Source organism: Bacillus sp. FSL K6-3200 (genome assembly GCF_038630485.1).
Classification (GTDB): domain Bacteria; phylum Bacillota; class Bacilli; order Bacillales; family Bacillaceae; genus Bacillus; species Bacillus safensis.
On the sequence record NZ_CP152032.1, the window covers coordinates 357,576 to 382,312 of the forward strand.

General features: G+C 41.5%; 26 protein-coding genes. 6 read left to right on the forward strand and 20 right to left on the reverse strand.

Annotation, left to right across the window (positions count from 1 at the left end; translation table 11 throughout):
- Window positions 1–76 precede the first annotated feature (76 nt).
- Both MHI60_RS01925 and MHI60_RS01930 read right to left on the reverse strand, forming a co-directional pair.
- Complete coding sequence (locus MHI60_RS01925) at window positions 77–652, reverse strand: nad binding enzyme (protein ID WP_095408187.1); 576 nt, start codon at window positions 650–652, stop codon at window positions 77–79.
- A 73-nt stretch (window positions 653–725) separates the two neighbouring features.
- Window positions 726–1,466 carry a hypothetical protein gene (locus tag MHI60_RS01930; protein WP_048238467.1) on the reverse strand — a complete coding sequence of 247 codons (741 nt, stop codon included), beginning with the start codon at window positions 1,464–1,466 and terminating at the stop codon, window positions 726–728.
- A 212-nt stretch (window positions 1,467–1,678) separates the two neighbouring features.
- Between MHI60_RS01930 and MHI60_RS01935 the strand changes: the two genes are divergently transcribed.
- Entirely contained in the window at window positions 1,679–1,873 is a 195-nt protein-coding gene (locus tag MHI60_RS01935) for a YjzD family protein (RefSeq protein ID WP_003211779.1), read from the forward strand.
- 114 nt (window positions 1,874–1,987) lie between these two features.
- Here the strand turns inward: MHI60_RS01935 and MHI60_RS01940 are convergent, their stop codons facing one another.
- The 13 genes from MHI60_RS01940 to MHI60_RS02000 all read right to left on the reverse strand — a co-directional run bounded on the left by MHI60_RS01940 (window position 1,988) and on the right by MHI60_RS02000 (window position 16,472).
- Complete coding sequence (locus MHI60_RS01940) at window positions 1,988–3,253, reverse strand: MFS transporter (protein WP_144485526.1); 1,266 nt, start codon at window positions 3,251–3,253, stop codon at window positions 1,988–1,990.
- A gap of 173 nt (window positions 3,254–3,426) precedes the next feature.
- Window positions 3,427–3,606 (reverse strand): YjzC family protein, encoded by a 180-nt coding sequence (locus MHI60_RS01945; RefSeq protein WP_008348517.1) that lies wholly within the window; start codon window positions 3,604–3,606, stop codon window positions 3,427–3,429.
- A gap of 102 nt (window positions 3,607–3,708) precedes the next feature.
- Entirely contained in the window at window positions 3,709–4,659 is a 951-nt protein-coding gene (argF, locus tag MHI60_RS01950) for an ornithine carbamoyltransferase (RefSeq protein WP_144470141.1), read from the reverse strand.
- On the reverse strand, window positions 4,656–7,736 hold the full coding sequence (locus tag MHI60_RS01955) for a carbamoyl phosphate synthase large subunit (RefSeq protein WP_144485528.1): 3,081 nt from the start codon (window positions 7,734–7,736) through the stop codon (window positions 4,656–4,658). The genes argF and MHI60_RS01955 overlap by 4 nt, the downstream gene beginning before the upstream one ends.
- Window positions 7,729–8,790: a carbamoyl phosphate synthase small subunit gene (locus MHI60_RS01960; protein ID WP_095408184.1), complete on the reverse strand. Its 1,062-nt coding sequence runs from the start codon at window positions 8,788–8,790 to the stop codon at window positions 7,729–7,731. Before MHI60_RS01960 ends, MHI60_RS01955 begins: the two co-directional genes overlap by 8 nt.
- A gap of 70 nt (window positions 8,791–8,860) precedes the next feature.
- Window positions 8,861–10,012, reverse strand: coding sequence for an acetylornithine transaminase (locus MHI60_RS01965; RefSeq protein WP_144485530.1), 1,152 nt, complete (start codon window positions 10,010–10,012; stop codon window positions 8,861–8,863).
- The gene (gene argB / locus MHI60_RS01970) at window positions 10,009–10,785 is read right to left on the reverse strand and encodes an acetylglutamate kinase (protein ID WP_024426496.1); all 777 of its coding nucleotides are present in this window, start codon (window positions 10,783–10,785) and stop codon (window positions 10,009–10,011) included. Before argB ends, MHI60_RS01965 begins: the two co-directional genes overlap by 4 nt.
- Window positions 10,786–10,799: 14 nt before the next feature.
- Window positions 10,800–12,020 carry a bifunctional ornithine acetyltransferase/N-acetylglutamate synthase gene (argJ, locus tag MHI60_RS01975; RefSeq protein WP_095408182.1) on the reverse strand — a complete coding sequence of 407 codons (1,221 nt, stop codon included), beginning with the start codon at window positions 12,018–12,020 and terminating at the stop codon, window positions 10,800–10,802.
- A 22-nt stretch (window positions 12,021–12,042) separates the two neighbouring features.
- Window positions 12,043–13,080: an N-acetyl-gamma-glutamyl-phosphate reductase gene (gene argC / locus MHI60_RS01980; protein WP_144485532.1), complete on the reverse strand. Its 1,038-nt coding sequence runs from the start codon at window positions 13,078–13,080 to the stop codon at window positions 12,043–12,045.
- A 137-nt stretch (window positions 13,081–13,217) separates the two neighbouring features.
- Window positions 13,218–13,766 carry an MFS transporter gene (locus MHI60_RS01985; protein WP_024426499.1) on the reverse strand — a complete coding sequence of 183 codons (549 nt, stop codon included), beginning with the start codon at window positions 13,764–13,766 and terminating at the stop codon, window positions 13,218–13,220.
- Entirely contained in the window at window positions 13,763–15,208 is a 1,446-nt protein-coding gene (locus MHI60_RS01990) for an FAD-binding oxidoreductase (protein WP_144485534.1), read from the reverse strand. Before MHI60_RS01990 ends, MHI60_RS01985 begins: the two co-directional genes overlap by 4 nt.
- Window positions 15,209–15,331: 123 nt before the next feature.
- The gene (locus MHI60_RS01995; RefSeq protein WP_024425066.1) at window positions 15,332–15,640 is read right to left on the reverse strand and encodes a metal-sulfur cluster assembly factor; all 309 of its coding nucleotides are present in this window, start codon (window positions 15,638–15,640) and stop codon (window positions 15,332–15,334) included.
- Window positions 15,641–15,686: 46 nt separating this feature from the next.
- Window positions 15,687–16,472 carry an alpha/beta fold hydrolase gene (locus MHI60_RS02000; protein WP_144485536.1) on the reverse strand — a complete coding sequence of 262 codons (786 nt, stop codon included), beginning with the start codon at window positions 16,470–16,472 and terminating at the stop codon, window positions 15,687–15,689.
- Between the two features lie 137 nt (window positions 16,473–16,609).
- Here MHI60_RS02000 and MHI60_RS02005 point away from each other — a divergent pair, with 137 nt between their 5' ends.
- The 3 genes from MHI60_RS02005 to MHI60_RS02015 all read left to right on the forward strand — a co-directional run bounded on the left by MHI60_RS02005 (window position 16,610) and on the right by MHI60_RS02015 (window position 17,848).
- Complete coding sequence (locus tag MHI60_RS02005) at window positions 16,610–17,422, forward strand: Cof-type HAD-IIB family hydrolase (protein ID WP_048238455.1); 813 nt, start codon at window positions 16,610–16,612, stop codon at window positions 17,420–17,422.
- An 88-nt stretch (window positions 17,423–17,510) separates the two neighbouring features.
- A complete protein-coding gene (locus MHI60_RS02010; RefSeq protein WP_024425069.1) occupies window positions 17,511–17,660 on the forward strand; it encodes a hypothetical protein in 150 nt (49 codons plus the stop codon).
- A complete protein-coding gene (locus MHI60_RS02015; protein ID WP_024425070.1) occupies window positions 17,657–17,848 on the forward strand; it encodes a DUF3813 domain-containing protein in 192 nt (63 codons plus the stop codon). The genes MHI60_RS02010 and MHI60_RS02015 overlap by 4 nt, the downstream gene beginning before the upstream one ends.
- 50 nt (window positions 17,849–17,898) lie before the next feature.
- Here the strand turns inward: MHI60_RS02015 and MHI60_RS02020 are convergent, their stop codons facing one another.
- Both MHI60_RS02020 and MHI60_RS02025 read right to left on the reverse strand, forming a co-directional pair.
- Window positions 17,899–18,354, reverse strand: a complete 456-nt coding sequence (locus MHI60_RS02020; protein ID WP_073204681.1) for a BsuPI-related putative proteinase inhibitor — start codon at window positions 18,352–18,354, stop codon at window positions 17,899–17,901.
- A 14-nt stretch (window positions 18,355–18,368) separates the two neighbouring features.
- Window positions 18,369–19,211, reverse strand: coding sequence for a YitT family protein (locus tag MHI60_RS02025; protein WP_056766136.1), 843 nt, complete (start codon window positions 19,209–19,211; stop codon window positions 18,369–18,371).
- Window positions 19,212–19,351: 140 nt separating this feature from the next.
- Between MHI60_RS02025 and MHI60_RS02030 the strand changes: the two genes are divergently transcribed.
- Window positions 19,352–20,209, forward strand: coding sequence for a DegV family protein (locus MHI60_RS02030; RefSeq protein WP_111290115.1), 858 nt, complete (start codon window positions 19,352–19,354; stop codon window positions 20,207–20,209).
- 41 nt (window positions 20,210–20,250) lie between these two features.
- On the opposite strand, the gene MHI60_RS02035 is transcribed toward MHI60_RS02030, so the two are convergent.
- The 3 genes from MHI60_RS02035 to MHI60_RS02045 form a co-directional block, all read right to left on the reverse strand.
- Complete coding sequence (locus tag MHI60_RS02035; RefSeq protein ID WP_144485538.1) at window positions 20,251–21,900, reverse strand: methyl-accepting chemotaxis protein; 1,650 nt, start codon at window positions 21,898–21,900, stop codon at window positions 20,251–20,253.
- Window positions 21,897–22,874, reverse strand: a complete 978-nt coding sequence (locus MHI60_RS02040) for a BMP family ABC transporter substrate-binding protein (RefSeq protein ID WP_144485540.1) — start codon at window positions 22,872–22,874, stop codon at window positions 21,897–21,899. Before MHI60_RS02040 ends, MHI60_RS02035 begins: the two co-directional genes overlap by 4 nt.
- Before the next feature lie 246 nt (window positions 22,875–23,120).
- Window positions 23,121–23,969 carry a S1 RNA-binding domain-containing protein gene (locus MHI60_RS02045; protein WP_144470127.1) on the reverse strand — a complete coding sequence of 283 codons (849 nt, stop codon included), beginning with the start codon at window positions 23,967–23,969 and terminating at the stop codon, window positions 23,121–23,123.
- Window positions 23,970–24,206: 237 nt separating this feature from the next.
- Here MHI60_RS02045 and MHI60_RS02050 point away from each other — a divergent pair, with 237 nt between their 5' ends.
- Window positions 24,207–24,698: a YajQ family cyclic di-GMP-binding protein gene (locus MHI60_RS02050; protein ID WP_012009527.1), complete on the forward strand. Its 492-nt coding sequence runs from the start codon at window positions 24,207–24,209 to the stop codon at window positions 24,696–24,698.
- The last annotated feature ends 39 nt before the right edge of the window (window positions 24,699–24,737 follow it).

Genomic DNA, 24,737 nt, shown 5'->3' on the forward strand with positions numbered 1-24,737 from the left:
CTTTTGCAACATGCAGTGATGAACCTGTATGTTAAATATAGGTTTATTTTATACTGAAAAAAGATAAGATGGAAGATCATTCTTGCTTTTTGTCGAAAAATGTTGAGTTTTGTCTTTTCCATTCAGCAATCATGTCTTCTGCCTGTTTGTCATCTGTTTGACTTTCTACCTTCAATTCATACGTCATGTCCTGTCTTTGATCTGTTTCCAATGCCCATTGTAACAAGTCCTTTGCCACATCTTCTACAAAAAGTGAATCAGCACGCTTTGTTTGATCTTCATTGAGTGTCCATGGCCCGAACATGCGAGGAAGAATAACTGCCGGTACATTCTGTTTCGCTGATTCGTGTTCAGGTTTTTCATAAAGAATCCGGTACATGCCATGTGTTGCTTTGATGTCTTCCTGCCTGTTATGCGGTTCCTCTGACTGAATAAAAATGAGGTCATACGTGTCTTTGCTATCTTGAAGGTCAATGACTCGAACGAGATCATTTCTGCCTAGCCACATCATCCGCTCTTCTAACAGTCCCTTTTGTTCTTCTTTCAGATCATGAGGACGCGAGATATCCACTTGAATGCCCTCTTTCATCATATATTCACAAAGTGTCAGGCCAAAAAACTCATCTGCCCCTATGATCAGTCCTGTTTCCATGTTCATGTCCCCTTTTTTAATATCGAATAAAAAGAAGAGCCCTTTCTATGAAGGGCTGTTATCATCCTATTCATCACAATTCTCTTTCATGCGATTTATAAAACTTGTGAATGGATTGAAAGATTCTTCTCGGATGATCAAACATATGCAGCGTGAGATCAATCTGACAATGTTCTGGATTTTTCATATGCTGATCAATAAAAGGCTTTGCGTGAAGTTCATATGCATAAGGTGCGCCGTTTAGTCTTTGCCATATATGAATCGGTACATGAGCAGAATGAACAGGGCAAGAAGGCAGTGGATACGTTTCAGCTTCCTTTTCAGAGCAGCCATAGCTCTCTGCTAACTCTTTGATCAGCTGCTTATAAAAAAATTTGTGTTCCTTTTCTCTTTCTCGTTGTGCACCCAGATTAAGACATGGATTCACCATCGCAATGGACCTTAGCACTTCAGGCATCTCCTCAGCAAGGCTCATGGCAACAAGGGCGCCCATTCCCTCTGCGAGCACATGAATTTCCCGGTTTAATATTTCGTGTTTTAGTGTGTGATGCACAAGCTGCTTAGCACTAAAGACAGCATCTTCGCATCCCCAGTGATTCCCATGAAGATGACTATTAAACAATGTATATCCTTCATCCTTTAAGGCAGTTAAAAGCTGGTTTCTTCCATAATGCTGAAGCCAGAATGATGTATTTTCCTGCACAAAGTGATTTCGGTCACCGAGGATTAGAATGCCAAAGCCATTTGGTTTTTGAGGAAGGTGAATGATGTTCCACTGGGAACCAAGCTGAAAAAAACGTTCGCTTACACCCATATGGCCAGCCTCCTTTCAGTGATTCTGCTTTCTATGATATGAACAACAACTCTTGTAGGAATAAGGAAATCCCCTAAAGACAGAAGAATTCTTTTTATTTTTATAGCAGAAGGTCTCAAAATGGTCACATAAAGGCGGAAAACAGTCTTTTCCCTTCACTTGCATCTATGGTATGATAATCAATAGATTGTTACATAAAGGACGGTGGGATTATGCATTATATTATCACCCTCATTTGGACTTTTCTGCTGACACATATGGCTGGTTACATCGTTGCCTCTATGAATGGAGCTGCTTATGATTTTACGCTGACTTCCATTCTTGCAGTTGTGTTTACGGTTATTTTATTCATCTTTGCTGAAGTAAGTCCAATGAAAGAAACGGAAAGTTCAACAAAACACTCTTAATATGACTTGTGAAAAAGAGCTAAATTGATGTTTAGCTCTTTTTTCTTTTTCAGCTTGATTGAAAAGCGGCACGCTAAAACCCCCTGCCTTCAACATACAGGGGGTTTTTATTGTTTACACATCGACGGTTTCAGTCTTCTGTTTTTCTTGAGTCAAATGGCTTTTCGCAAGCCCTGTAAACAGGAAGATCGCGATACCTGATAATATCTCAAGAATTCCTCCGCCGGCAATGACAGGTCCCGCTCCAAATCTTTCTGCGAGGACGCCTGATACGACAGCTGCAAGCGGGAGAAAGACATTTGATGATGCGTTGATCACAGCATATACTTGCGGCTGATCCTCTTGGTCAACAGACGTTTGAATAATGACCATTTCCGGTACATTGATCGCACTGACAGCAGCTCCAAAAATAAAGGAAGCAAGCAGAACGACTGGCAGCCATGTACTCATCCCTGTCATAAAGAACGCAGCCCCTTCAATCATGCCGGCGACAATAAAGAACAAACCAAATCTCTTAATTTTCACCTTTGCCAGAGCAAAGCCCATCATAAACGCACCAACTGCGGCAACGCCTCTTAAAATGGAATACACCATGGAGTCGCTTTGCAGTGCTTCTGCTACGTATACCGCTGATAGTGCCTGCCACGGAGCTGCTGCGACATTCATTAAGATACAATAGAGCGTGAGCGCAAATAAAATGTGATGGTTTTTGACAACGAGAAACCCTCTTTTTAAGTTATAAAAATATGTATTCTTCGCTTGTTTAATGCCTGCTGCTTTTTGTTCATCGGTTTTCTTTAGTTTGACCCCGATAATAAACAGGCCAGAAATGACAAATAAAGCAGTGGTGATCAGCAGGGTATCAGCAGGTCCAATTAATTTAACCAAAAGACCAGCCACCATGACTGCTGCAAGTGCGACAATCTCAAAAGAAGATTGCAGGATCGCATTTGCTTTTTGAATGAGATGCTTTGGAACAATCTGCGGCAAGATGGCCACAGAAGCTGGATTATACGCTGCACCTGTTGCCGATTGAATAACCATTAATGAGATCAATAACCATAGAGGCAATAGATGCGAAAAGTGCAGAAGTGGAATAATGAGTACAATTGTTGCTCGAACAACATCTGAAGCGAACATCCATTTAGACAAATGGTGCTTTTTCATAAGAGGTCCTAAAATTGGGGCTAACAAAGATGAAGGGAGAACCGTTACTGCTAGAAGAAGTCCTGTACCGAGCGCTCCATCCCCTCTTAAAATCAATAGCCAAAGGACGGATGTAAAAGCAAAACTTTCTCCTGTGTTTTTAATGAGTCTTGATATGAATAATGAGGTGAAGCGTTTATTCCAAACACTTTCACTGAGATTCATCTTTTCCATCACACAAATCCTTTCAAAAATATAATCCATCCACTTACATATTTTACCTTAAGTTTTCTTTTTTTCATACTATTTATTTGAAAATTTGAACTTAATTGTTTTTTATTATAAAGAAAAAAGAGGCATGACACATGCCTCTAAAGTCTTATTCCTGCTGACTCTTAGTCAATTGCTTACGGCTTTCTTTGGTAGGTCCAAACACGATTATGGTTCGAGTTATCAGGAAAGACGTCGCCTGCTTTAAGCTTAATCTTTAAAGGATCTTTCACCATACTGCCAGTTTCTCCGATCTCGATATACACACCATTATTCGGTGCTTTATTCCCTGATTTAAACTGATGCTGCTGACCCATTTTCATCCTCCTTTCTCGATTGATGTTATTATGTCCCGTCCATTGCCTCTCCAATCCTTTATGCAAAAAGTCCCTGCTCATACGAGTCAGGGACACTTGGATTTATTTGGATGGTTGATACATAAGTTCTTTCATTAACGCTTTTTGCACATGCAGGCGGTTTTCTGCCTGTTGAAATACTTTTGAGTGCGGCCCGTCGATAATATCTGCCGTCACTTCTTCACCGCGATGAGCCGGAAGACAATGAAGGAAAATATAGTCCTTTGCTGCATGACTCATCAGCTCGTCATTGATTTGATATTCTTTAAATTCAGCAAGGCGTTTCTCTGTTTCTGCTTCCTGCCCCATGCTTGTAAACACATCTGAATAAATAACATCTGCATCTTGTACAGCTGCGACAGGATCTGTCGTCACGGTAACTTCTGCGCCTGATTGTTTCGCAAACTCACGGGCAGTGTCTGTGACTTCTTGAAGTGGTTCATAGCCTTTTGGTGATGCAACTGCAATGTCACAGCCTAACTGTGCACAGCCGACCATTAAGGAGTGTGCCACGTTATTTCCGTCACCAATATAGGCCACTTTGATTCCTTTTAAAGTACCTTTTGTTTCTTTAATGGTTAATAAATCTGCAAGTGCCTGACATGGATGTGAGTAGTCAGTTAATCCATTAATGACTGGAATAGACGCGTATTGTGCAAGCTCTTCAACCTTCTCATGCTCAAAGGTTCGAATCATAATGCCGTCTACATAGCCAGAGAGCACCTGCGCTGTATCACTGATGGTTTCACCTCTGCCAATTTGCAAATCATTTGAGCTGAGGAAGAGCGCATGTCCTCCTAGCTGTGTCATCCCCGCTTCAAACGAGACGCGGGTTCTAGTCGAAGATTTTTCAAAGATCATCGCTAACGTTTTCCCTTTGAATAAATCTTGATAGGGGTTTTGTTTCATTTCTTCTGCTTTTTCAATTAAATAAGCAATCTCATGGATTGAGAAATCTTTTAACGATAAAAAGTCTTTTCCGTATAATGCAGGTTGCACGTCAACTTGACTCATGCCGTCACTTCCTTTTTATATAATTCGTGGAGCGATACTGGTGACACATCTCCATTTTTCCCTTGCAGGAATGCTTGAACAGTTTCATATTCGGTTAGGACTTGAACGCCGTGTGTCAGTGCTTTTACACGCTGCTCTTTTGCCTCTGCATCTTCTCCTAAATGAATATGAAGGGATTTATCTTCATTCTGCAGCCAGGATTCAAAGCTGCCAGTCCAGACGTCAAAGCCTGCATGCTTCGCTTCATCTATCAATTGCTCGCTGCCTTGTATAAAGAGGCTTCCTTTTTGTTTCCAGATCGGCGCAAACACTTTTTTCAAGGCGCTTTCGGCGTTCTTGCCTACACACATTCCTTCTCCTGTCGCTTTCATTTCAGGTGTCAGCTTGAGGTCGATATCTTGAATGGCATGTGATGAGAACACTGGGAATTTGACCGCTGTCCCCCCTTTGTTTTTCGTTGCAGGGTTTAGTTCTTCAAGCGACGCACCAGCTAATAATTGAGTGGCCATTGGGATCATATCAATGCCCATTACCTTACTGACGACTGGTACAGTCCGGCTTGCCCGCGGATTCACTTCTAATACAAGCGCCTGGTCACCTTTGATGACAAATTGGATATTCATAATGCCCTTGAACGATAATTTCTTCGCTATTTGTTCAGACGCGGTATACACCTGCTGTTTAATGTCTTCACTGATCGAGATACTTGGTAAAATGGCAAAGCTGTCACCTGAGTGCACGCCCGCTTTTTCAATATGTTCTACGATGGTTGGAATGAACGCCTTTTTCCCGTCAGAAATAAGATCCACTTCAATTTCTTTTCCAGTGACGTACTCATCAATTAAGATTGGGTATGGCAAATGATCTGGCTGATCAAGCAGTGACGCCAAATGTGCTTCTGACTGAACAACGATCATTCCCATTCCGCCAATGACATACGATGGGCGAATTAATACAGGGTAACCGATGCTTTTCGCATGTACGAGTGCTTCTTCTTTTGAATAAGCTGTATCTCCTTTTGCGTGAGGAAGGTTCAGTTCATCAAGAAGCTGATAGAATAAATCACGGTCTTCAAGTGCATCCAGCGTAGCAAAGGATGTACCTAACAACGTGACGCCGGCTTTTTCTAAGCCTTCTGCGACGTTAATCGCAGTCTGTCCGCCAAATTGGACAATGACAAAATCAATTTGTTCTGCTTCCACAACGTTTAAAATGTGCTCTAATGTAATCGGCTCAAAATATAAACGATCTGCAATCTCATAATCAGTACTGACTGTTTCTGGATTGTTGTTCATCATGATGGTTTCAAATCCAAGTTTTTGTAAGGTCAGAACGCCATGAACAGCACTATAATCAAACTCGACCCCCTGCCCGATTCGAATTGGGCCAGAGCCAATGATGAGTGCACGCTGCTTTGTTTTTTCTTGATGCTCACCATCGCTTTTGCCAAAGTAGGTGGAATAGAAGTAATTCGTTTTTGCATCAAATTCCGCCGCACATGTGTCAACAATTTTAAATGAAGCAGCAATCCCGTACTCTTGACGGAGCTGCCTGATTGACTCTTCCGTTTGACCCGTAAGAAGAGCAATCGTTTCATCAAGGAAGCCTTTTTCTTTTACCTTTTTCAAGGTATCTTTTGATAACGCCCCCTTATGATCTTTCAATTCTTGTTCGAGCATGATCATATTCTGGAACACATGTAAGAAGAATCGATCGATTTTCGTTGTTTGATGAATCGTTTCAACCGTTTCTTGTCTTGAAAGAAGCTCCATAACAGCGAAAAACCGGCGATCGTCTGGTGTTTTGATGAGTTCAAATAATTGTTCTGTCGATTGCTCTTTCAGTTCTGGCAGGTAGAAGCCCTTCGTTTTAATTTCAAGTGATGCAACTGCTTTTTGGATGGCTGACTCTAAATTCCGATCAATCGCCATAACTTCACCAGTGGCCTTCATTTTTGTGCCTAATTGACGGTCTGCCTGTTTAAATTTATCAAACGGCCAGCGCGGGAATTTGACGACAACATAATCTAGTGCCGGCTCAAAACTAGCATAGGTTGTACCTGTGAGCGGGTTTTTCAATTCGTCTAGTGTATAACCCACCGCAAGCTTAGCTGCCATTTTCGCAATCGGATAGCCTGTTGCTTTTGATGCAAGAGCAGAAGAACGGCTGACCCGAGGATTCACCTCAATGACAAAGTATTCTTTACTGAGTGGATCAAGGGCAAATTGGATGTTGCAGCCGCCGACTACATCCAGCGCTGAAATGATTTTCAGGCTCGCTGAACGGAGCATTTGATAATCCTGATCCGTTAATGTTTGGGAAGGTGCAACGACAATCGAGTCTCCTGTATGCACACCAACTGGATCAATATTTTCCATGTTACATACCGTGATACACGTATTTTGACGGTCTCTCATGACCTCATACTCGACTTCTTTAAAGCCAGCTATGCTTTTTTCAACTAAACACTGGTGAATCGGACTCGCTAAAAGAGCTCCTTCAATGAGCGGCTTAAACGCCTCTTCTGTTAGAGCGATTCCGCCGCCTTTACCGCCAAGTGTGTATGCTGGTCTTAGGATGACTGGGAAGCCGACTTCTTTTGCAAATTGAAGAGCATCTTCCGCATTATCCACAATTTCACTATCTGGTACAGGTTCGTTCAAATGCTTCATGAGAGCACGGAATTTCTCTCGATCTTCACCGTTTTCAATTGTTTCAACTGACGTTCCGAGCAGGGTCACCCCATGCTTTTTCAGCACACCGGCTTTTTCTAGCTCAACAGCAAGGTTTAAAGCAGTCTGTCCGCCAAGGTTGGCTAAAAGACCATCTGGTTTTTCCTTTTCAATAATTCTTGTCACTGAATCAACTGAAAGCGGTTCAAAATAGATTTCATCAGCAAATGACTCATCTGTCATAATGGTTGCTGGGTTATTATTCACTAAGATGACTTTGTAGCCTTCTTCTTTTAAGGCCATACATCCTTGTGTTCCTGAGTAATCAAATTCTGCTGCCTGACCAATGATGATTGGACCAGACCCGATGACTAGAATGGTTTGTATGCTTTGATCTTTAGGCATGTGCGACTTCTCTCCTTGCTTGTTTCACTTTCTCAATAAAATCATCAAATACCCATTCACTTTCAGCAGGCCCTGGGTGTGCTTCTGGATGAAATTGCACTGACATAATCAGCTTTTCTTTATGAATGAATCCTTCTACAGATCCATCATTGACATGAAGGAATTTCACGTCCACTTCTTTGTCATTCATGCTTTTTTCATTCACAACGTAGCTGTGGTTTTGACTTGTCATAAAGACACGTTTGGATTCTGTATCCTGTACAGGATGATTCGCTCCCCGGTGGCCAAATGGCAGCTTATATGTATCCCCGCCAAGTGCAAGAGCGATTAATTGGTGACCTAAGCAGATCCCAAGTGTCGGAAATGTCATCATGATGTCATGAATTGTTTTTAAATACGGTGTCATGGTTTTCGGGTCTCCAGGTCCGTTTGAAAGCAGGATCGCATCGGGCTTAATCTCAAACACCTTTTCCATTTGTTTATATGGAATGACGGTTACTTTACAGCCGCGCGCTGCAAGCGAATCTGCAATTGATTTTTTAAAGCCAAAATCAATGAGCGCCACATGTTCCTCACCGCTGCCTTGTGTGTATATCTCGCTCTCTGTCACCTGTGCGACGACATCGTCTTGTTTCATTGCAGGCGGGGTTTCGTTTTCGTCAATACTGAGCACAGCGTTCATCGTTCCATTTGCCCGGATGTTTTGCACGACTGCGCGCGTATCTGTATGTGTCAGAAGCGGAATATTCCACTTTTGTAAATAATCTTTTAAGCTGACCGCTGCAAGATGATGTGAAAAATGCTCTGCTGCCTCGTAAACAACCACCGCTTTTACTTGAGGCTTTTTGCTCTCAAAGTCTTCATGATTGATGCCGTAATTTCCGATCAGCGGATATGTGAAAACAATGATCTGACCTTTATAGGAAGGATCCGTGAGTACCTCTTGATAACCTGTCATACCTGTAAAAAAGACCACTTCACCTGTGATGCCAGCTTCTCCTGTCAAATCTCCTTCAAAAGAGGCTCCATCTTCTAAATTTAAATAACCCTTCATGCTTATGTCACCCCAAAATTGAATAATTAATGATATAAATGCATTTTTATACGTTTATTTGTAAAAAAATTTATACCGAAACTGTTTTATTAGCTAATACTTGAACAATTGCTTCGATCGCCTGATCCAGCTCTGCTTTCTTCACATTCAGCGGAGGTAATAAACGAATGACATTCGGACCAGCTGGAAGCACCAGTAAACCTTGTTCTCTAAGAGCTGTGATATAGCCAGCGACTGGCTGATCACATTCAATACCTGCCATCAATCCTTTTCCCCGAACTTCTTTTACGATATTCAGCTGTTTGACATTTTGCAGCTTTTCTAACAGGTAATCGCCCTTTTCTTTTACTTCCGAAAGAAACTCTTCTTTGAAAATCACATCGAGTGTCGCATTCACAGCGGCCATGGCGAGCATGTTTCCACCAAATGTTGTGCCATGTGAACCTGGGGAGAATGCATCTCCTAACGCTTTTTTCCCTATGACTGCACCAACTGGAAAGCCATTTCCTAACCCTTTTGCCGCAGAGATAATATCAGGATCAAGACCCATCTCTTCGTACGCAAATGCTGTTCCTGTACGCCCGATGCCGGTTTGGATTTCATCTACAATCAGCAGTGCTTCATGCTTTTTACAAAATGCTTGAACGGCTTCTAGAAATTCTGGTGTCGCTGGATTCACTCCACCTTCACCTTGCACAACCTCCAGCATCACCGCTGCAACATCATCGACTTCACACGCTGACATCGCATCTGGATCATTAAATGGTACGTAGTGAAAGCCTTCTAGCATAGGACCAAAGCCAGTTTTGATTTTATCTTGACCTGTGGCAGCCATACCAGCATACGTGCGCCCATGGAAAGAGTGCAAAAATGTGACGATATTTGTTTTCCCTGTCGCTTTACGTGCTAATTTAATGGCACCTTCATTTGCCTCTGCCCCGCTATTGCAGAAAAACACGAGATCCCCTGAACTGTTTGCTGCCAGCTTTTCTGCTGCTTTTTCTTGCAGTCCATTTTCAAATAGATTTGATACATGCCAGACGTGGTCAAGCTGTTCCTTAATGGCTTCATTGACCTTTGGGTGATTGTGGCCTAAATTTGTAACCGCAATGCCTTGTATAAAGTCTAAATATTTTTTTCCATTTGTATCGACTGCCCAAGAACCTGCTGCCTCTTTAATTTCAACATTCCACCGTCCATAAGTTTGAAAGAGATGACTCACAGGACCGCCTCCTTTTGTTTCACGATTCTTGTTCCTTTAAAGGTTTCTCCTGTAAAGATACTGCCTTTGCCATTTACGATCATCACTTCATCCACATCACCTGATAAAGCACTCAAAGCCGATTGTACTTTCGGAATCATTCCCCCGGAAATAATGCCTTCATCAATGAGTGAAAGGGCTTCTTGTTCTGTGACGACATCTAATAGTTCACCATTTTTCAAAATGCCTTCAACATCTGTGACAAACATGAGCTTATCAGCTTTCATGGCTCCGGCGACAGCTGATGCTGCTAAATCGGCATTCACATTTAACGTTTGGCATTCTTCCGTCATAGACAGCGGCGCAATCACAGGAATGAATTGTTTTTCCATGAGTGCTTCTGCCATCTCTGGATGAACTTCTTTGATTTCGCCAACGTACCCGTAAACATCTTGATCTAGGAAATCGGCGACAAGCATCTGTCCATCTTTACCGGAAACGCCGACAGATGAAATATCATGCTTTGCGAGCTCTGACACAAAGTATTTATTGACCGTTCCCGAGAGAACCATTTCGGCTACCTCTAACACAGGCTTCGTTGTTTTACGCTGCCCGTCAACAAATTCTGTTTTCACTTCTAATTTTTGCAGCATATTGGTGATTTCAGGTCCTCCGCCATGCACGATAGCCAGTTTAAATCCAGCGGCTTGAAGTGAGCGGACATTTTCATAAAAGGTATCTGAAAGTTCTCGAATGACACTGCCTCCACACTTGAACACGATCGTTTTATTCATGTCTATCTCCTTCTTTATGTGCGATAGCTCGCGTTAATTTTCACATAATCATAGGTAAGGTCACAGCCCCATGCTGCTGCTTCACCATTCCCCTCACTCATTTGAATGAAAATCGTAATCTCATCCTGCTCTAGATATGCTTTTGCTTCCTCTTCTGAGAATGGCTGCGGTTCATTGTGTTTGAACAAACATTGTCCGCCTAAATAGACTTCTACCTCTTCCGGTGTGACGGAAGCTGCGCTATGACCAATCGCTCCAACGATTCGGCCCCAGTTGGCATCTGTACCATATACAGCAGTTTTGACAAGACTTGAACCAACGATTTTTTTCGCAATGATGCCGGCTTCCAAGTTATTTTTAGCACCAGCGACTTTCGCTTCAATTAATTTGGTTGCGCCTTCTCCATCTCTCGCAATCTCTTTGGCTAAATCCTCGCAAGCTAGTTTTAATCCTTCTTTAAACAATGGCCATTCTGGATGCTCTTCATTCAGCACATCGTTTTCTGCCATTCCATTTGCCATCACAAGCACCATATCGTTTGTCGAAGTTTCTCCGTCGACGGTAATTTGATTAAAGGTCACATCCGTAATGTCACGAAGCGCTTGCTGTAAGGCTTCCTGTTCGACATTTGCATCTGTTGTGACAAAGCCAAGCATTGTCGCCATGTTCGGGTGAATCATGCCAGAGCCTTTTGCTGCGCCTGAAATGAGGATCTCTTTTCCGTCTATCGTAAGGGTGTATGTTGTATTTTTAATGACAGTATCTGTCGTTAAGATCGCTTCTTCAAAATGGCCTTTTTCGGCTTTTGCTTCTTTTAACTCGGCGATGCCCTTTTTGATTTTATCCATCTCCAGACATTCTCCAATGACACCAGTAGAAGAAACCGCAATGTAATCGGGTGCTACACCTAACATGTCTGCACAGGCTGCCTGCATGTCGTATGCATCTTTTAATCCCTGCTCACCAGTACATGCATTGGCGATGGCACTATTGACAATGACACCTTTTAATTGTCCTGTCTTTTTTAAGCTTTGTTGTGTGACTTTGAGAGGCGCAGCTTGAAAGTGACTTTGTGTGTAGACCGCTGCACTTGCTGCTGGTACTTCGCTGATAATGAGACCAAGGTCTTTTTTTGAATAGCGCAAGCCAATGTGAATCCCCTTCGCTTCAAAGCCTTTTGGTGATGATACGTCACCGTCTATTTTGACAATGCTTTTTTCATTCAATTCAATCATGTTTGTTGTCTCCCCTGTTCTCTTATGGATAAAGAGGTGTCATTGTGAGGCCCGCCTCTTCATGTAAGCCTTTGATAATGTTGAAGTTTTGAACCGCTTGGCCGGCAGCGCCTTTCATAAGATTGTCTATGACCGACACGATTGTAAGTCTCCCTGTTCGTTCATCTAAATGAAAGCCAATGTCACAGAAGTTACTGCCGTATACTTCTTTCGTTTGTGGATAAATTCCGTGATCTCTCACTCTGACAAAATAGGAATCTTCATAAAAGCCTTTCATTCGCTTCATCAATTCTTCTTTTGTGATATCTGATTTTAATTGTGTATACATCGTCGCCATAATTCCTCTTGTCATCGGGACAAGATGCGTTGAAAATGTGACGTTCGCCGTTTGCGGGTTCCATTCTCTTAATATTTGCTCTATTTCTGGCGTATGCTGATGCTCATTCACCTTATAAATTTTAAAGTTATCGTTTAGTTCTGAAAAATGCGTTCCAAGTGAGGCAGATCGTCCGGCACCAGACACCCCTGTTTTTGCATCTATTATAATCATGGATTCATCGATGACATTCTGTTTGATGAGCGGTGCTAAACCGAGAAGAACTGCGGTAGGAAAGCAGCCCGGATTGGCAATCACTTCAGCCTGTTGAATTTTGTCACGATTCAGTTCGGATAAACCGTACACCGCTTGTTGAACAGATGCTTCATCCGCTGCCCTTCGTTTATACCAAGCTTCATAGGTTGATCCATCTTGAATGCGCAAATCACCTGATAAATCAATGATCGGCACTCCTTGATTCATAAGCTTTGGCGTCAGTTCACTTGATACGCCTGCTGGTGTTGCTAAAAACACAGCATCTGTCTCTTGCACAATGGCAGCCGGGTCAATGGCTTTTAATGTTTGGTCAGTAATCGTTGTCAGATGCGGATAAGATTGACTGTATGATTGCCCATCACCACTTGATGAATACAATATACATTCCTCCACATGCGGGTGATGCTTAAAGATACGAACCAATTCCGCACCACCGTACCCTGTAGCACCTATAATACCTATTTTCAACGTTAATACACCCTCTTGATCTTTGTGAAATTATTTAACATTATAACATGTATAAAAATTAATTCAATTGTATATTTAATATTTGTTTTCATTTTTTTTCAACAAAAAAAACGCATATCTTCATGAGACATGCGGATTTATCTTTCGTTTTTGATATAGATGACCATGAGCGCACTGCATAAATATAATATAGAGCTTGCATAAAAAATGAAGTAAACGGTAAAGAAATCAGCAAACAGACCGCCAAGCATAATGGCGATGGATGAAAAAAGGGCTGTCCAAAAATGATAATGACCGACTTCTTTCATTCTTTTGTTCTCTGTTGTCAGATCAGTGACCAGCAGTTTCTCCCCATGTTTTTGAAAGCCGCCCAGCGCACCAAGTGCAAGCTGAATGATATATACTTGCTCCACTTCTGTTATATGCGGAAAAAGCAGCAAAAGAAACGCCATACCGAACGAATGAATGATTAAAAAGAGCCGCCTGTCTGTGGTTTCTGGCAGTTTCCCTAATAGTAAATGAATAAACGCACCGCTTAAACCAAACAGACCATAGGCGAGACCAAACTGTGAATAGCTTGATCCAACATTTTTAATAAAAAGAATGTAAAAAGGAAATATCAAACTGCTGGCGAAAAACAGCAGACTTTGTGAGTAGACGAACCATTTCATTGCTTTTGCATTCATTGTGTATTGTACCTCTCATAAAAGTAGTTGGTAAATGTACCATCTGGATCTGCTTGTTTTTTCTTTTGGAAGAATACATCGGTTTTAGGGTAAGCCCTCTTCATTTGCGCCTTCGTTTGATAAGGCATGTACGGTAAGTAATAGCTTCCCTCGTGCCGCAGCGTGATATCTGTCATTTTTCGAATGATCCGCTCTGCTTCCGCTTTCTCTTCTTTTTCAAACCCGTAATTCACTAAAAGCACAAGGGCAAACATATCTTGTTTCGCATATGAGAGATCCGCTTTTTCATTTTTTTGAACGTAGCGTATTGTGATATTCATTAGATTCAAATCTTCCTGTTGTAAAAAGGCTCTCATGTCATCGATGTACGCACGAAAACGGTCAACTGGGACGAAATATTCCTGCAGCACATCTGTGTCTGAATCATTTTCATATTCCAAAAAGGCAGAATCAGACCGCATCACATTGTTTCTTGTGATCAGCTGATCATTTTGACTTAGGAAATACTTCTTTTGCAAATTCCAGAGCAGATCTTTCCCCATATCAAATCTCCTTGAAAGGCCGAGCATAAATTTCAAAGGCATGACGAGTTGATCTTCTTTCAGTTCTTGATATGATGCGATCCCTTGTTGTGAAGTGAGGGAATAATTCGTCACATACATTTCTTTCAAAAAGTTTGTTTTCGCTGTTGAGATTCTGGCAAGATGCATGCGTACTTCTTTATTGTGTTTGACATGCTTTTGAAAATAATCCGTATACTCATCGTAATTGAGAGAGGTTGTCTCCATTTTATATAGTTCATCTTTTGTTAAAGAAAGCTCCACATCTAAAATGACGCCGAACAAACCGTATCCCCCAATGACCGCAGAAAACAAATCATCGCCTGGTTTTACTGTGATAATCTCCCCATCTGCTTTTAAAAGCCTAAAGGAACGTACTGTATCAATGAGTGACCCGTAGCGAATGTCACGTCCATGTGCGTTTGCACTTAAAGATCCGCCAATTGTAAAGATATTTTGCGATTGCATCACCTTCACAGCAAGACCATAAGGGTTCACATATTTTTGTATATCATCCCATGTAGCGCCGCTTTGAACCCGAATCGTTTTCTTTTTTGGATCAAACGCTAAAATCTGGCGGAATTCCGTCATATCGAGCACGATGCCGTTTTCATAATATGTGTGACCGCCCATGCTATGCTGTTTGCCGGCAATAGAAATCGGCAGGTTTTTTGCTTTTGCTTCTTTTAATACTTCTTTTAACGTGTCAATTTCTTTCCCTTGAACAACTTTTTTGATTTTGACAGGCATGAGATGACTGACATCTGTAAAAGCCTCAAGATCCTGTTTTTTGTGTGCTTGGCCTTCTCGTATAGTGATTGATACAAAAAATGCAGCAGCATATACGATCAAAAGAACGATCCATAGCCATTTTCGTTTCATGATAGGTACTCCGTTCTATAAAATTACATCCATTATATCAAGCTACTCTCTTCCTCCACCTTAATTTTTCATAAAAAAAACCTGGCATGAGTTCAACTCATACCAGGCATTTTTCATTTTTGCTTATTGAATACCGAGCGCGATTTTTGCGTATCTTGACATTTTGTCTCGTGTCCAAGGCGGATTCCATACGATGTGAACTTCTGTTTCTTTTACTTCTGGAAGGTCACTTAATGCTTTTTTGACTTCATCCACGATAATTGGTGCAAGAGGACAACCCATTGATGTTAAGGTCATGGTGATATCCGCTTTTCCATTCTCATCTAGATCGACATCATAGACAAGCCCAAGGTTGACGATGTCGACATTTAGTTCAGGGTCAATCACCTGTTCTAGGGCGCCTAAAATATTTTCTTTCAATGCTTCATCCATGATATCCACTCCTTTTTCCATTAGTATAACGTACTTTTTCTTTTGACTAAACGTTTGTGCTTTTCAGATGTGTCACAAACCAATCAATCGTTTCAAACATCGCTTGTCTTGAGACCTTATGTCCAGCTTGTCCATCAGTGATAAAACGAATCAGATGCGGGTCCTGCTTATATTGTGTAGCCGCTAACTCATCATATAGAGATTTTGCGTGCCGGTAAGGGACGACAGGATCGTTTTCTGCATGCCAGAATAACAGCGGTCTTTTGTTTAATCGATCCGTTTGCAGCGTTAAATCATATGGGCGCAGGGCGTCTAATTGCAGATGAACCTCTTCGTCTGTAATATCTTTCATTAACCCTTTGTGACGCATGTCCATGATTTGTGCTTTTAGAAACGTCGTATATTTTGGACTTCCCATCAAGCTGACAGCGGCTTTGATCCAATCATGCTTGGCAAGTGCACCAAAGGTGGTGATGCCGCCCATGGAAGTACCCGCAACGCCTATCAGATCAGCTTCAATCAATTGTTTTTCTTGAAAGTATGTTTTGAGTATATCGATTTCACGAATTTCGTTCAGGACAATTTCCCAGAACTTTGATGCCAGTTCCTCTAAGCTGAGGTTTTCTGACCTTACACCATGATAAGCACAGTCAGGCAAAATGACTCTCATGCCTTTTTCCGCCAAATGGAAGGCGAAGTGTAAATTATGCTCGCGTGCACTTGTAAATCCGTGAATAAAAAATACAAGCGGCAGCGGTTTGTCTTTATTTTCAGCTTTTACGATATGTAAAAATGGAATATCGCGCGTAATTTGCTCATCAATGGTGATCACAGCCTATGAATTCTCCTTTATCATTCCCGTCTTTGTTTATTTTAACATGTAGACAACAAAGATGTGATAAAGATACACTATAGATAGAGGCGCTAACATGAATTGCCTCCTATCACTTACAGATCAAAGGAGATTTTATGGAGACTAAACCTTATCTAATCGCACTTGACCTGGATGGCACATTATTAAAAGATGATAAAACCATTTCTGCGCATACACTTGACGTCATTCGAAAAGTGAGAGACAGCGGGCATCACGTCTGTATATCTACAGGCCGGCCATTTCGATCTAGCTCTCCTTATTATCAGCAATTACAGCTTGATTCACCCATTGTGAATTTTAACGGAGCGTTTGTCCATCATCCTCTTGATGAAAAATGGGGCAGATTTCATACGTCACTTGATCTTCAAGTGGTCAAACAGCTTGTAGACATTAGTGAAGAGTATAAAGTGCACAATGTGTTAGCTGAAGTATTAGACGATTTGTATTTCCATTATCATGATGAAAAACTCATTGATATATTTAATATGAATGCAAACAAAGTCACCGTTGGAGACCTTAGGGACAACCTTGGGGAGAATGTGACGAGCGTGTTAATTCATGCAAAAGAAGAGGACGTCGGAGCCATTCGAAGCTATTTATCAGATGTTCATGCAGAAGTGATTGATCACAGGCGCTGGGCTGCCCCGTGGCACGTGATTGAAATCATTAAAACTGGCATGAACAAAGCCGTTGGACTGCAAAAGATCAGTGATTATTACGGCGTTCCTAAGGAGCGGATTGTCGCATTCGGAGATGAAGACAATGATTTAGAAATGCTTGAATTTGCTGGATGCGGTGTGGCAATGGGCAACGGAATTGATGCCGTGAAACGTGTCTCAAATGAAGTCACTGATACGAATGAACAAGATGGGATTGCAAAGTTTCTAACGAATTACTTCTCGCTTTAATTTTTCCATTCATACATAGCAGATGGAAGCGGGCATACTACCGTTAGACAGGTTGTCCTGTCAGCTTGTGTAAAGGGGCGGATTCCGAATGGGTAAAAGAAGCAAATCGAAACGCTTTATACAACAAGGTAAAGATTCAGTCAGTCTTCATGACGCACGCTTTCCTTATCGTTCGACACTTGAAGAAGCGTCAGACAGAGGAAATATGAAGACTGATGCTTCTGGAGGTTCATTGTGAGAAACGAACTTTTTGATCAAGCCAAATCGTTTACTGAAGAAGCTCTTACTTCTTCATTTTCATCTGGGTTAGAGCGTCAGCAGGCAGTGAAACGGGCGAAAAACGCCGTATCGTCTGCATTTGCCAATTCGACAGATGCAGAAAGAAACCAGCTGCATACCTTCCAAGACTTGCTTGATGATCTCTAACATAAAAAAGCTGTCCACATTAGATGGACAGCTTTTTCTAATTCCTGCACTTATTTGACTTGGAACGTTTTCTTCTCCGTGATTTGTTTCAGCCCTTCTGCTTTTCCTTTAAACGTAACGACTGCTTCGTACGTTCCGGGCTTTACACCGTTTGACCACGTATCTTGAAAATCATAGGCCTCGCCTTTTTTCAGTACAAAAGATTGGATGGCCTGTGTGAACATACGGTCTTTCGAATAGCGGTATTGTTCATTTCCGTTTTCGTCATACACACTAAGTTCGAATTTTTGGCTTGTGTTAAAGGTAAATTCAATATCTCGATCTGATTCATTTTTCAGTGACATGTTAAATTGAACTGAAGAACCTTTCTGGACGGGGTCTACTGTGAGCTCAACCGTTTTTTCTCCCATTTGACCGGATACCTCCTTGTCTGGTTCATCCTTTTTTTGTTGTCCACAAGCGGCTAAAAGCAATAGAATGAGAAGAAGCACCAACCCTTTTTTCATCTGCTACCCACCTTTTAATCTCGTCTGAAAAATCCAAGAATATTGGTTGTCTGCACAATATTTGTAAAGGCTTTTGGATCGACTTCTTTAATAATTTGTTCAAGTTCATACAGTTCATACCTTGTAATAACGATCACCATCATTTCCTTTGGCTCGTTGGTGAATGCGCCTTTTGCAGGTACAGTTGTTATGCCTCTGACCATTTTTCCATAAATGGCTTCTTTGATTTCATCTGCTTTCTTCGTGACAATCATCGCGGTCAGCTTCTCATGTCTTGTATGGATGGCATCAATGACCCTTGTGGTCACATATAATGTGACAAGGGTATATAATGCTTTCTCCCAACCTTGTAATAATCCTGCTGTAAAAATGATGATTCCATTTAAAATGAAGAAATACGTGCCAACTGGTTTATCTTTCCATTTCGCTAAAACCATAGCAACAATGTCGAGTCCGCCTGTCGATGCCCCGTATTTGAGCGTGATTCCAATCCCTACTGCGGATATGACACCGCCAAACACAGCATTTAATAAAATATCGTGGGAAACACTCGTTTCTGGTAAAATACCGAGGAAAATGGTCGTCAGCGCAACACTAATGATGCTGTACAAAGTAAAGGAACGGCCAACTTTCATCCAGCCTAAAATGCCGACTGGAATGTTTAAAATAAATAATAGAATCCCTGTTGATACATAAAATGGCGCATATTGATCGATTAAGCTGGATAACAGCTGGGCTACCCCTGTAAAACCGCTCGCATATACGTCAGCTGGGATTAAAAATAAATTTAGTCCAATCGCATTGAGTAATGCACCAATAACGACGACAATGAGTTTTTTTGCTTCTCCAATGAACATGTTGTCATTCCTCCACTTACCATTCTCTCTATGGTTTTCCCTAAAATTTAGAATTTGAACACGAAAAGATGATTTCTATGATATAGTTAGGCTAAAAAGATGTAAAATACGGCTTATTTTTTTAGAAAGAAGGGATTTATATGACTGTTCATATCATAGCAGACAGTGCTGCTGATCTGCCTCTTTCTTATTATGATGAACATAACATAACGCTCATTCCGCTCCGCGTCTTGCTTGGCGAGCAGGAATTTGAGGATTTGATCACCATTGAACCAAAACAAGTATTTGATGCGATGAGACAAGGAGCCAGTCCAAAAACATCACAGGCTTCACCAAACCGAATCAAGGAAACGTTTGTTTCTGCCGCTCAAACCCATACATCTGCCATCTATGTCGCTTTTTCATCAGAGCTTTCAGGTACATATCAGACAGCTGTGATGATGGCAAATGAAGTGAAGGAAGAATACCCTGATTTTGATTTACGAATCATTGATTCTAAATGCGCTTCACTCGGCTACGGGCTTGCTGTCAAACACGCTCAATCACTTGCCATTGACGGAAATACAATACAAGAAATTGAAACGTCTGTAAAGCATTTTTGTGAATCTTTACAACATATTTTTACTGTAGACGATTTAACGTATTTAGCAAGAGGCGGAAGAATCAGTAAAGCGTCCGCATTTGTTGGCGGTTTGTTAAGCATTAAACCCATATTACATGTCGAAGATGGAAAACTCATCCCGCTAGAAAAAATCCGCGGACGTAAAAAGCTGCTGAAACGCATTATTGAACTAATGAAAGAACGCGGAACGGATTGGTCGAACCAAACGGTTGGCATTAGTCATGGTGATGATCCTGCACTGGCAGAAGACATGAAACAACTGATTGAAGACGAATTTCATCCAAAGGAAATTGATATTCAGATCATCGGTGCCGCTGTTGGGTCCCATTCTGGACCTAGTACCCTTGCGATCTTTTTTACAGGCAAACGATCATAAAAAGCACCCTTCCCTGACACAACACGGGAAGGGTGCTTTTCTTATGACAGTTTAAATCGCTGGACGGTTTCATTTAACCTCGCCGTCATACTCATCAATTCTTCGACCTGTTTGTTCATTTGATGGAATGATTGCAGCTGTTCATTGGCTGAGGCAGAAATTTCTTCGCTGCCAGCTGCTGTTTCTTCTACAACTGCACTAATATTTTCAATCGAGTGCAGCACTTGTCCGCCAAGTTCTGTTGATTGCATAATTTGGTCATTTAAGACCGCCATTTCTTGTTTAATATGCTGCGCTTTTGTTTCTATATCTTCAAAGGAGTGTGAGGTTTTGTCCATCGCATCCTGCTGCTGAAATGAAAGCTTGACCCCTTCTTGAACAGTTTGACTAATGGATTGAATGCCTCTTTCAATATGGCTGACCATGTCAAAGATTTGTCTTGTTGCATTAGACGATTCATCGGCAAGCTTACGAATTTCATCTGCTACAACGGCAAAGCCTTTTCCAGCTTCGCCGGCTCTTGCCGCTTCAATGGCTGCGTTTAAGGAAAGCAGGTTTGTTTGGTCCGCAATGTCAGAAACCGTTTTGGCCATGGCCGAGATTCCGCTGGCGTATTGCGTGAATTCTCCTGCTGACTCTTCGATTTGTCTCGTGGCATGTGTATTTTTTTCAATCGCTTTTTTTGTTTCTGTTAACGTGTGCTTTCCGCTTTCTACTGCTTCGATGGCATCCTCTGTACTGCGGATGACCGTTTGTGAGCGTTCGGAATTTTTACGTCCATGCTGGTCCATTTTCTCAATCAAGCTGACGCCGTGCTGGAGATCTTCTGAAATCGCTTGTGACCCATTTGCCATTTCATCTGTTGAGACAGATACTTGATTCGCAGATTCCATCATCTTTTTGTTTTCATCATTCAGGTGGATCGAGAATGTCTCTACTCGGCTTGAGACATTGCTGATTTCTTTAATCAGACTAATCAGCTGATCTGTCATTTGATTAAAGGATTCATTCAAGCCGCCGATTTCATCCTTACGCTGAATATCCATCCGCTCCACAGCAAGGTTGCCTTCTGCGATCTGCTTTGCTCTGTAGGATAATGATTTGATAGGTGTCACGATGGATCGCGTTAGTCCAATATTCAAAAAGACGGCAATGACAATCAGTGTGAGGGCTGAGACGAGTGCACTTGTAATAATCCATTGCACATTGTCTGCTGCATCCTCAAGATTTTGTTTATACGCTTCTTCTGCTCTTTTATTCATCGTATGCACATCATTTAAAACGCCATCAATTCTTGCTGCCACACGTCTTGCATCCGAGGCGTTTTTTTCACCAATAGCATTGTTTGCTTCTTTGATCCACGTGTCATATTTTGAATTTAACCTTGTTAATGCCTCTTTGTTCATATTTCCTGCATGTTTGTTTAACGTTTGCAGCTGTTTTTTTGCTTTAGAAATATCGTTTTGAACGATCTCTAGCTGTTCATCTGAGAGTGTCATCGAATAATTGGTCATGGCTTGCTCGACACTTTCAAAGCCTGCCTTCGTTTTTTGTACGTTTAATAAGGTTTGGACATCTGTCTCATTTGATGATTGGATTTTTGTCATGCTGACAATGATAAAGGCGATGACGCCAACTGCTAAAAGAAGTGAGATAAGTGAATTGAGTAAAATCTTGACGCGTAAGCTCATGATGCGCCTCCCTCTTCTTTTAGAAGCGTCTGTTTCAGCCCATTTAATTTTTTAGTCAATGTCTCAGCATTTTTCAAAACCCGGATTTTTGCCATATCGATTCCATCATTGCTTAAGTCATAGACAACATGCCCGCTTTTCATTTCATTGTTCTTCACGAGCTGTTCGCTGAATTGATAGACCACTTCATCGACTTTTTTCACCATAGACGAAATGACCGCTTTTTCAGCAGTATAGTACTGATCGCTGTCTACTCCAATGGCATATTTGCCCTGTGATTGCGCTTCTTTTAATACGCCGACACCTGAATAGCCGGCTGCGGCATATAAAACGTCAGCTTTCTTTTTGATCATGTCTTTGGCTATTTTACCGCCCTTGCCTGCATCACTAAATGTGCCTGCATAGGTGGATAAGATCTTGATTTTCGGATTGACTGATTTGGCGCCTTTTTGAAATCCTTTTTCAAAACGATGGATGACATCTGCATCAACACCACCAACAAATCCAATGACATCACTTTTCGTTGTCATCGCAGCAAGCGCACCCGCTAAATAGCTGCCTTGCTCTTCTTTAAACGTCACAGAGGTCACATTTTTCAGCTCAGATACGGCATCAATAAGCAAGAACTGCTTCTTCGGATATTTCTTAGCGACTTTTTCTAGGTCTTCTTGCATACTGAAACCTACACCGATGATGAGATCATTGCCCTCTTTGACGAGCTCTGTCAGCCCTTTTTCATATGTATCAGTTTCTGCAATTTCTCTATAATCAAATTCAATGCCAAGCTCATCACGTGCTTTTTCTAATCCTTTAAATGATGAATCGTTAAATGATTGATCACCAAGACCATCATCTGTGAGCATAACGCCAATATGCTTCGCAGTTGATTTTGGCGCCCCCTCCTGTTGATTACCGCATGCGGCGAGCATCATAAGCATAGCTGCCATCAGAAGTAATGAAATCTTCACTTTCATCCAAAAACACACTCCTTTTATCATCCTTACTCCTTTTTTATCGGATTTGAGGGGCGTTGTTTCAATGGTATAGTGAAGGTTTTTCATGACTTTTTTCATAGAGAAAATCCATTATTTAAGACAAATATAAAAAAGGATAAAATCATGATGATTTTATCCTTTTTTCTTCTTTTCAGCGTGATTTGAAAACCCTTTGAAGTCTAGTGCACAAGTCTGCGGACGAATGCGGGGTTTGCCTACAGTTGCTCACTTTTTCTCGTATGTCCAGCCTTCTTTTTGGTAAACTAGACCATTTTTCATGAGATGACCTAGTGCTCTTTTAAAGGCTGCCTTGCTCATTTGAAATCTTTCACGGATATCCTCTGGATCACTTTTGTCTCCATAAGGCATAGCGCCGTTTCTTGTCCTCATATAGGTTAAAATTTCTTCTGCATCGACAGATAATGCCTCCTGTTTTCTAGGAAGCAGAGAAACGTTTACGGTTCCATCCTCTTTCACTGCAATGACGCGTCCTGTAACGGTCGATCCTAATCTTGGCTCTTCCTTTCGTTCCGTGCGGTGGATAAACCCACGCACGCCTGTATCTGTCAGCATAAAAGAACCTGTCGCAATTAAGCGATAAATTGTTCCAGTGATTTCTTTGTTCATTAAGGTTTCTGGTGCCTCAGTAAACAATTCACTGATCACATCTTCTGTGGCTGGTTTTGCGAACATTCTGCCGTAGCTTGTGACTTTCAGCATACAGTAGAGTTTGTCTCCTTTTTTCGGCCATGCTTCCTCAAAAGGCGGGAGGTGTTCTGTTGCAACAAGTGCATCCTTTGACAGTCCAACATCAACAAATGCACCCATGTCTTCTACCACATCCACGACTTCTACCCAGTCGTATGTATTCGCGTTAATTGTAGGTATTTTCATCGTGGCAGCAAGTCTTTCTTCATGATCTACATATAAGTAGACCTCTACTTCATCTCGGTCACCAATATCTTCTGTCATTTCACTGCGATGTAAGAGGACCGAATCTTCACCGTCTGTCAAAAAGTAGCCGTATTCCATTTCGTTCTCTATTTGCAAGGTCAGTTGCTCACCTGGTCTCATGTTCTCTTCCTTCCTATCTGCCCATAAAAGAGCGTTCGTTCATCTTTTGATTCACTCTATTCTACTATACTTCTCCCCGCATGAACATCTCTAGTTCTGTTAGCTAAAGTGGACAAATTGGACACGATTTATACCGCAGCCGGCTGAACTCTTTGGCTCATCTCTTCGATAAAGTTTCTTCTTCTCCTATTGGCATGATAAAATAGACGCAATATCAATACTTGGAGGTCATGTGCTATGGCAAAAGAAAGCTCATTTGACATTGTATCGAAGGTTGAACTGCCTGAGGTGCAAAACGCTGTTCAAGCAGCACTGAAAGAAATTAAAAACCGTTATGATTTTAAAGGAAGTAAAAGTGATATTTCTCTCGAAAAAGAAGAGCTCGTTCTCATCTCTGATGATGACTTCAAACTTGAGCAGCTAAAAGATGTGCTTGTGACAAAGCTGATCAAACGAAATGTTCCAACTAAAAATATCGATTATGGAAAAACCGAGCATGCCCTTGGCGGTACAGTACGCCAGCGTGCGAAGCTGATAAGCGGGATTGATCAAGACAACGCCAAAAAGATCAACGCCCTCATCAAGCAATCTGGCATTAAAGTGAAATCACAATTTCAGGATGACCAAGTGCGTGTGACAGGGAAAAATAAAGATGATTTACAAGAGGTGATTTCTCTTATGCGCAAGGCTGATTTGCCGATTGATGTCCAATTTATAAATTTTCGATAAATTTCAAATTTTCCATTGATTATTTCTCCATTTTTCGTT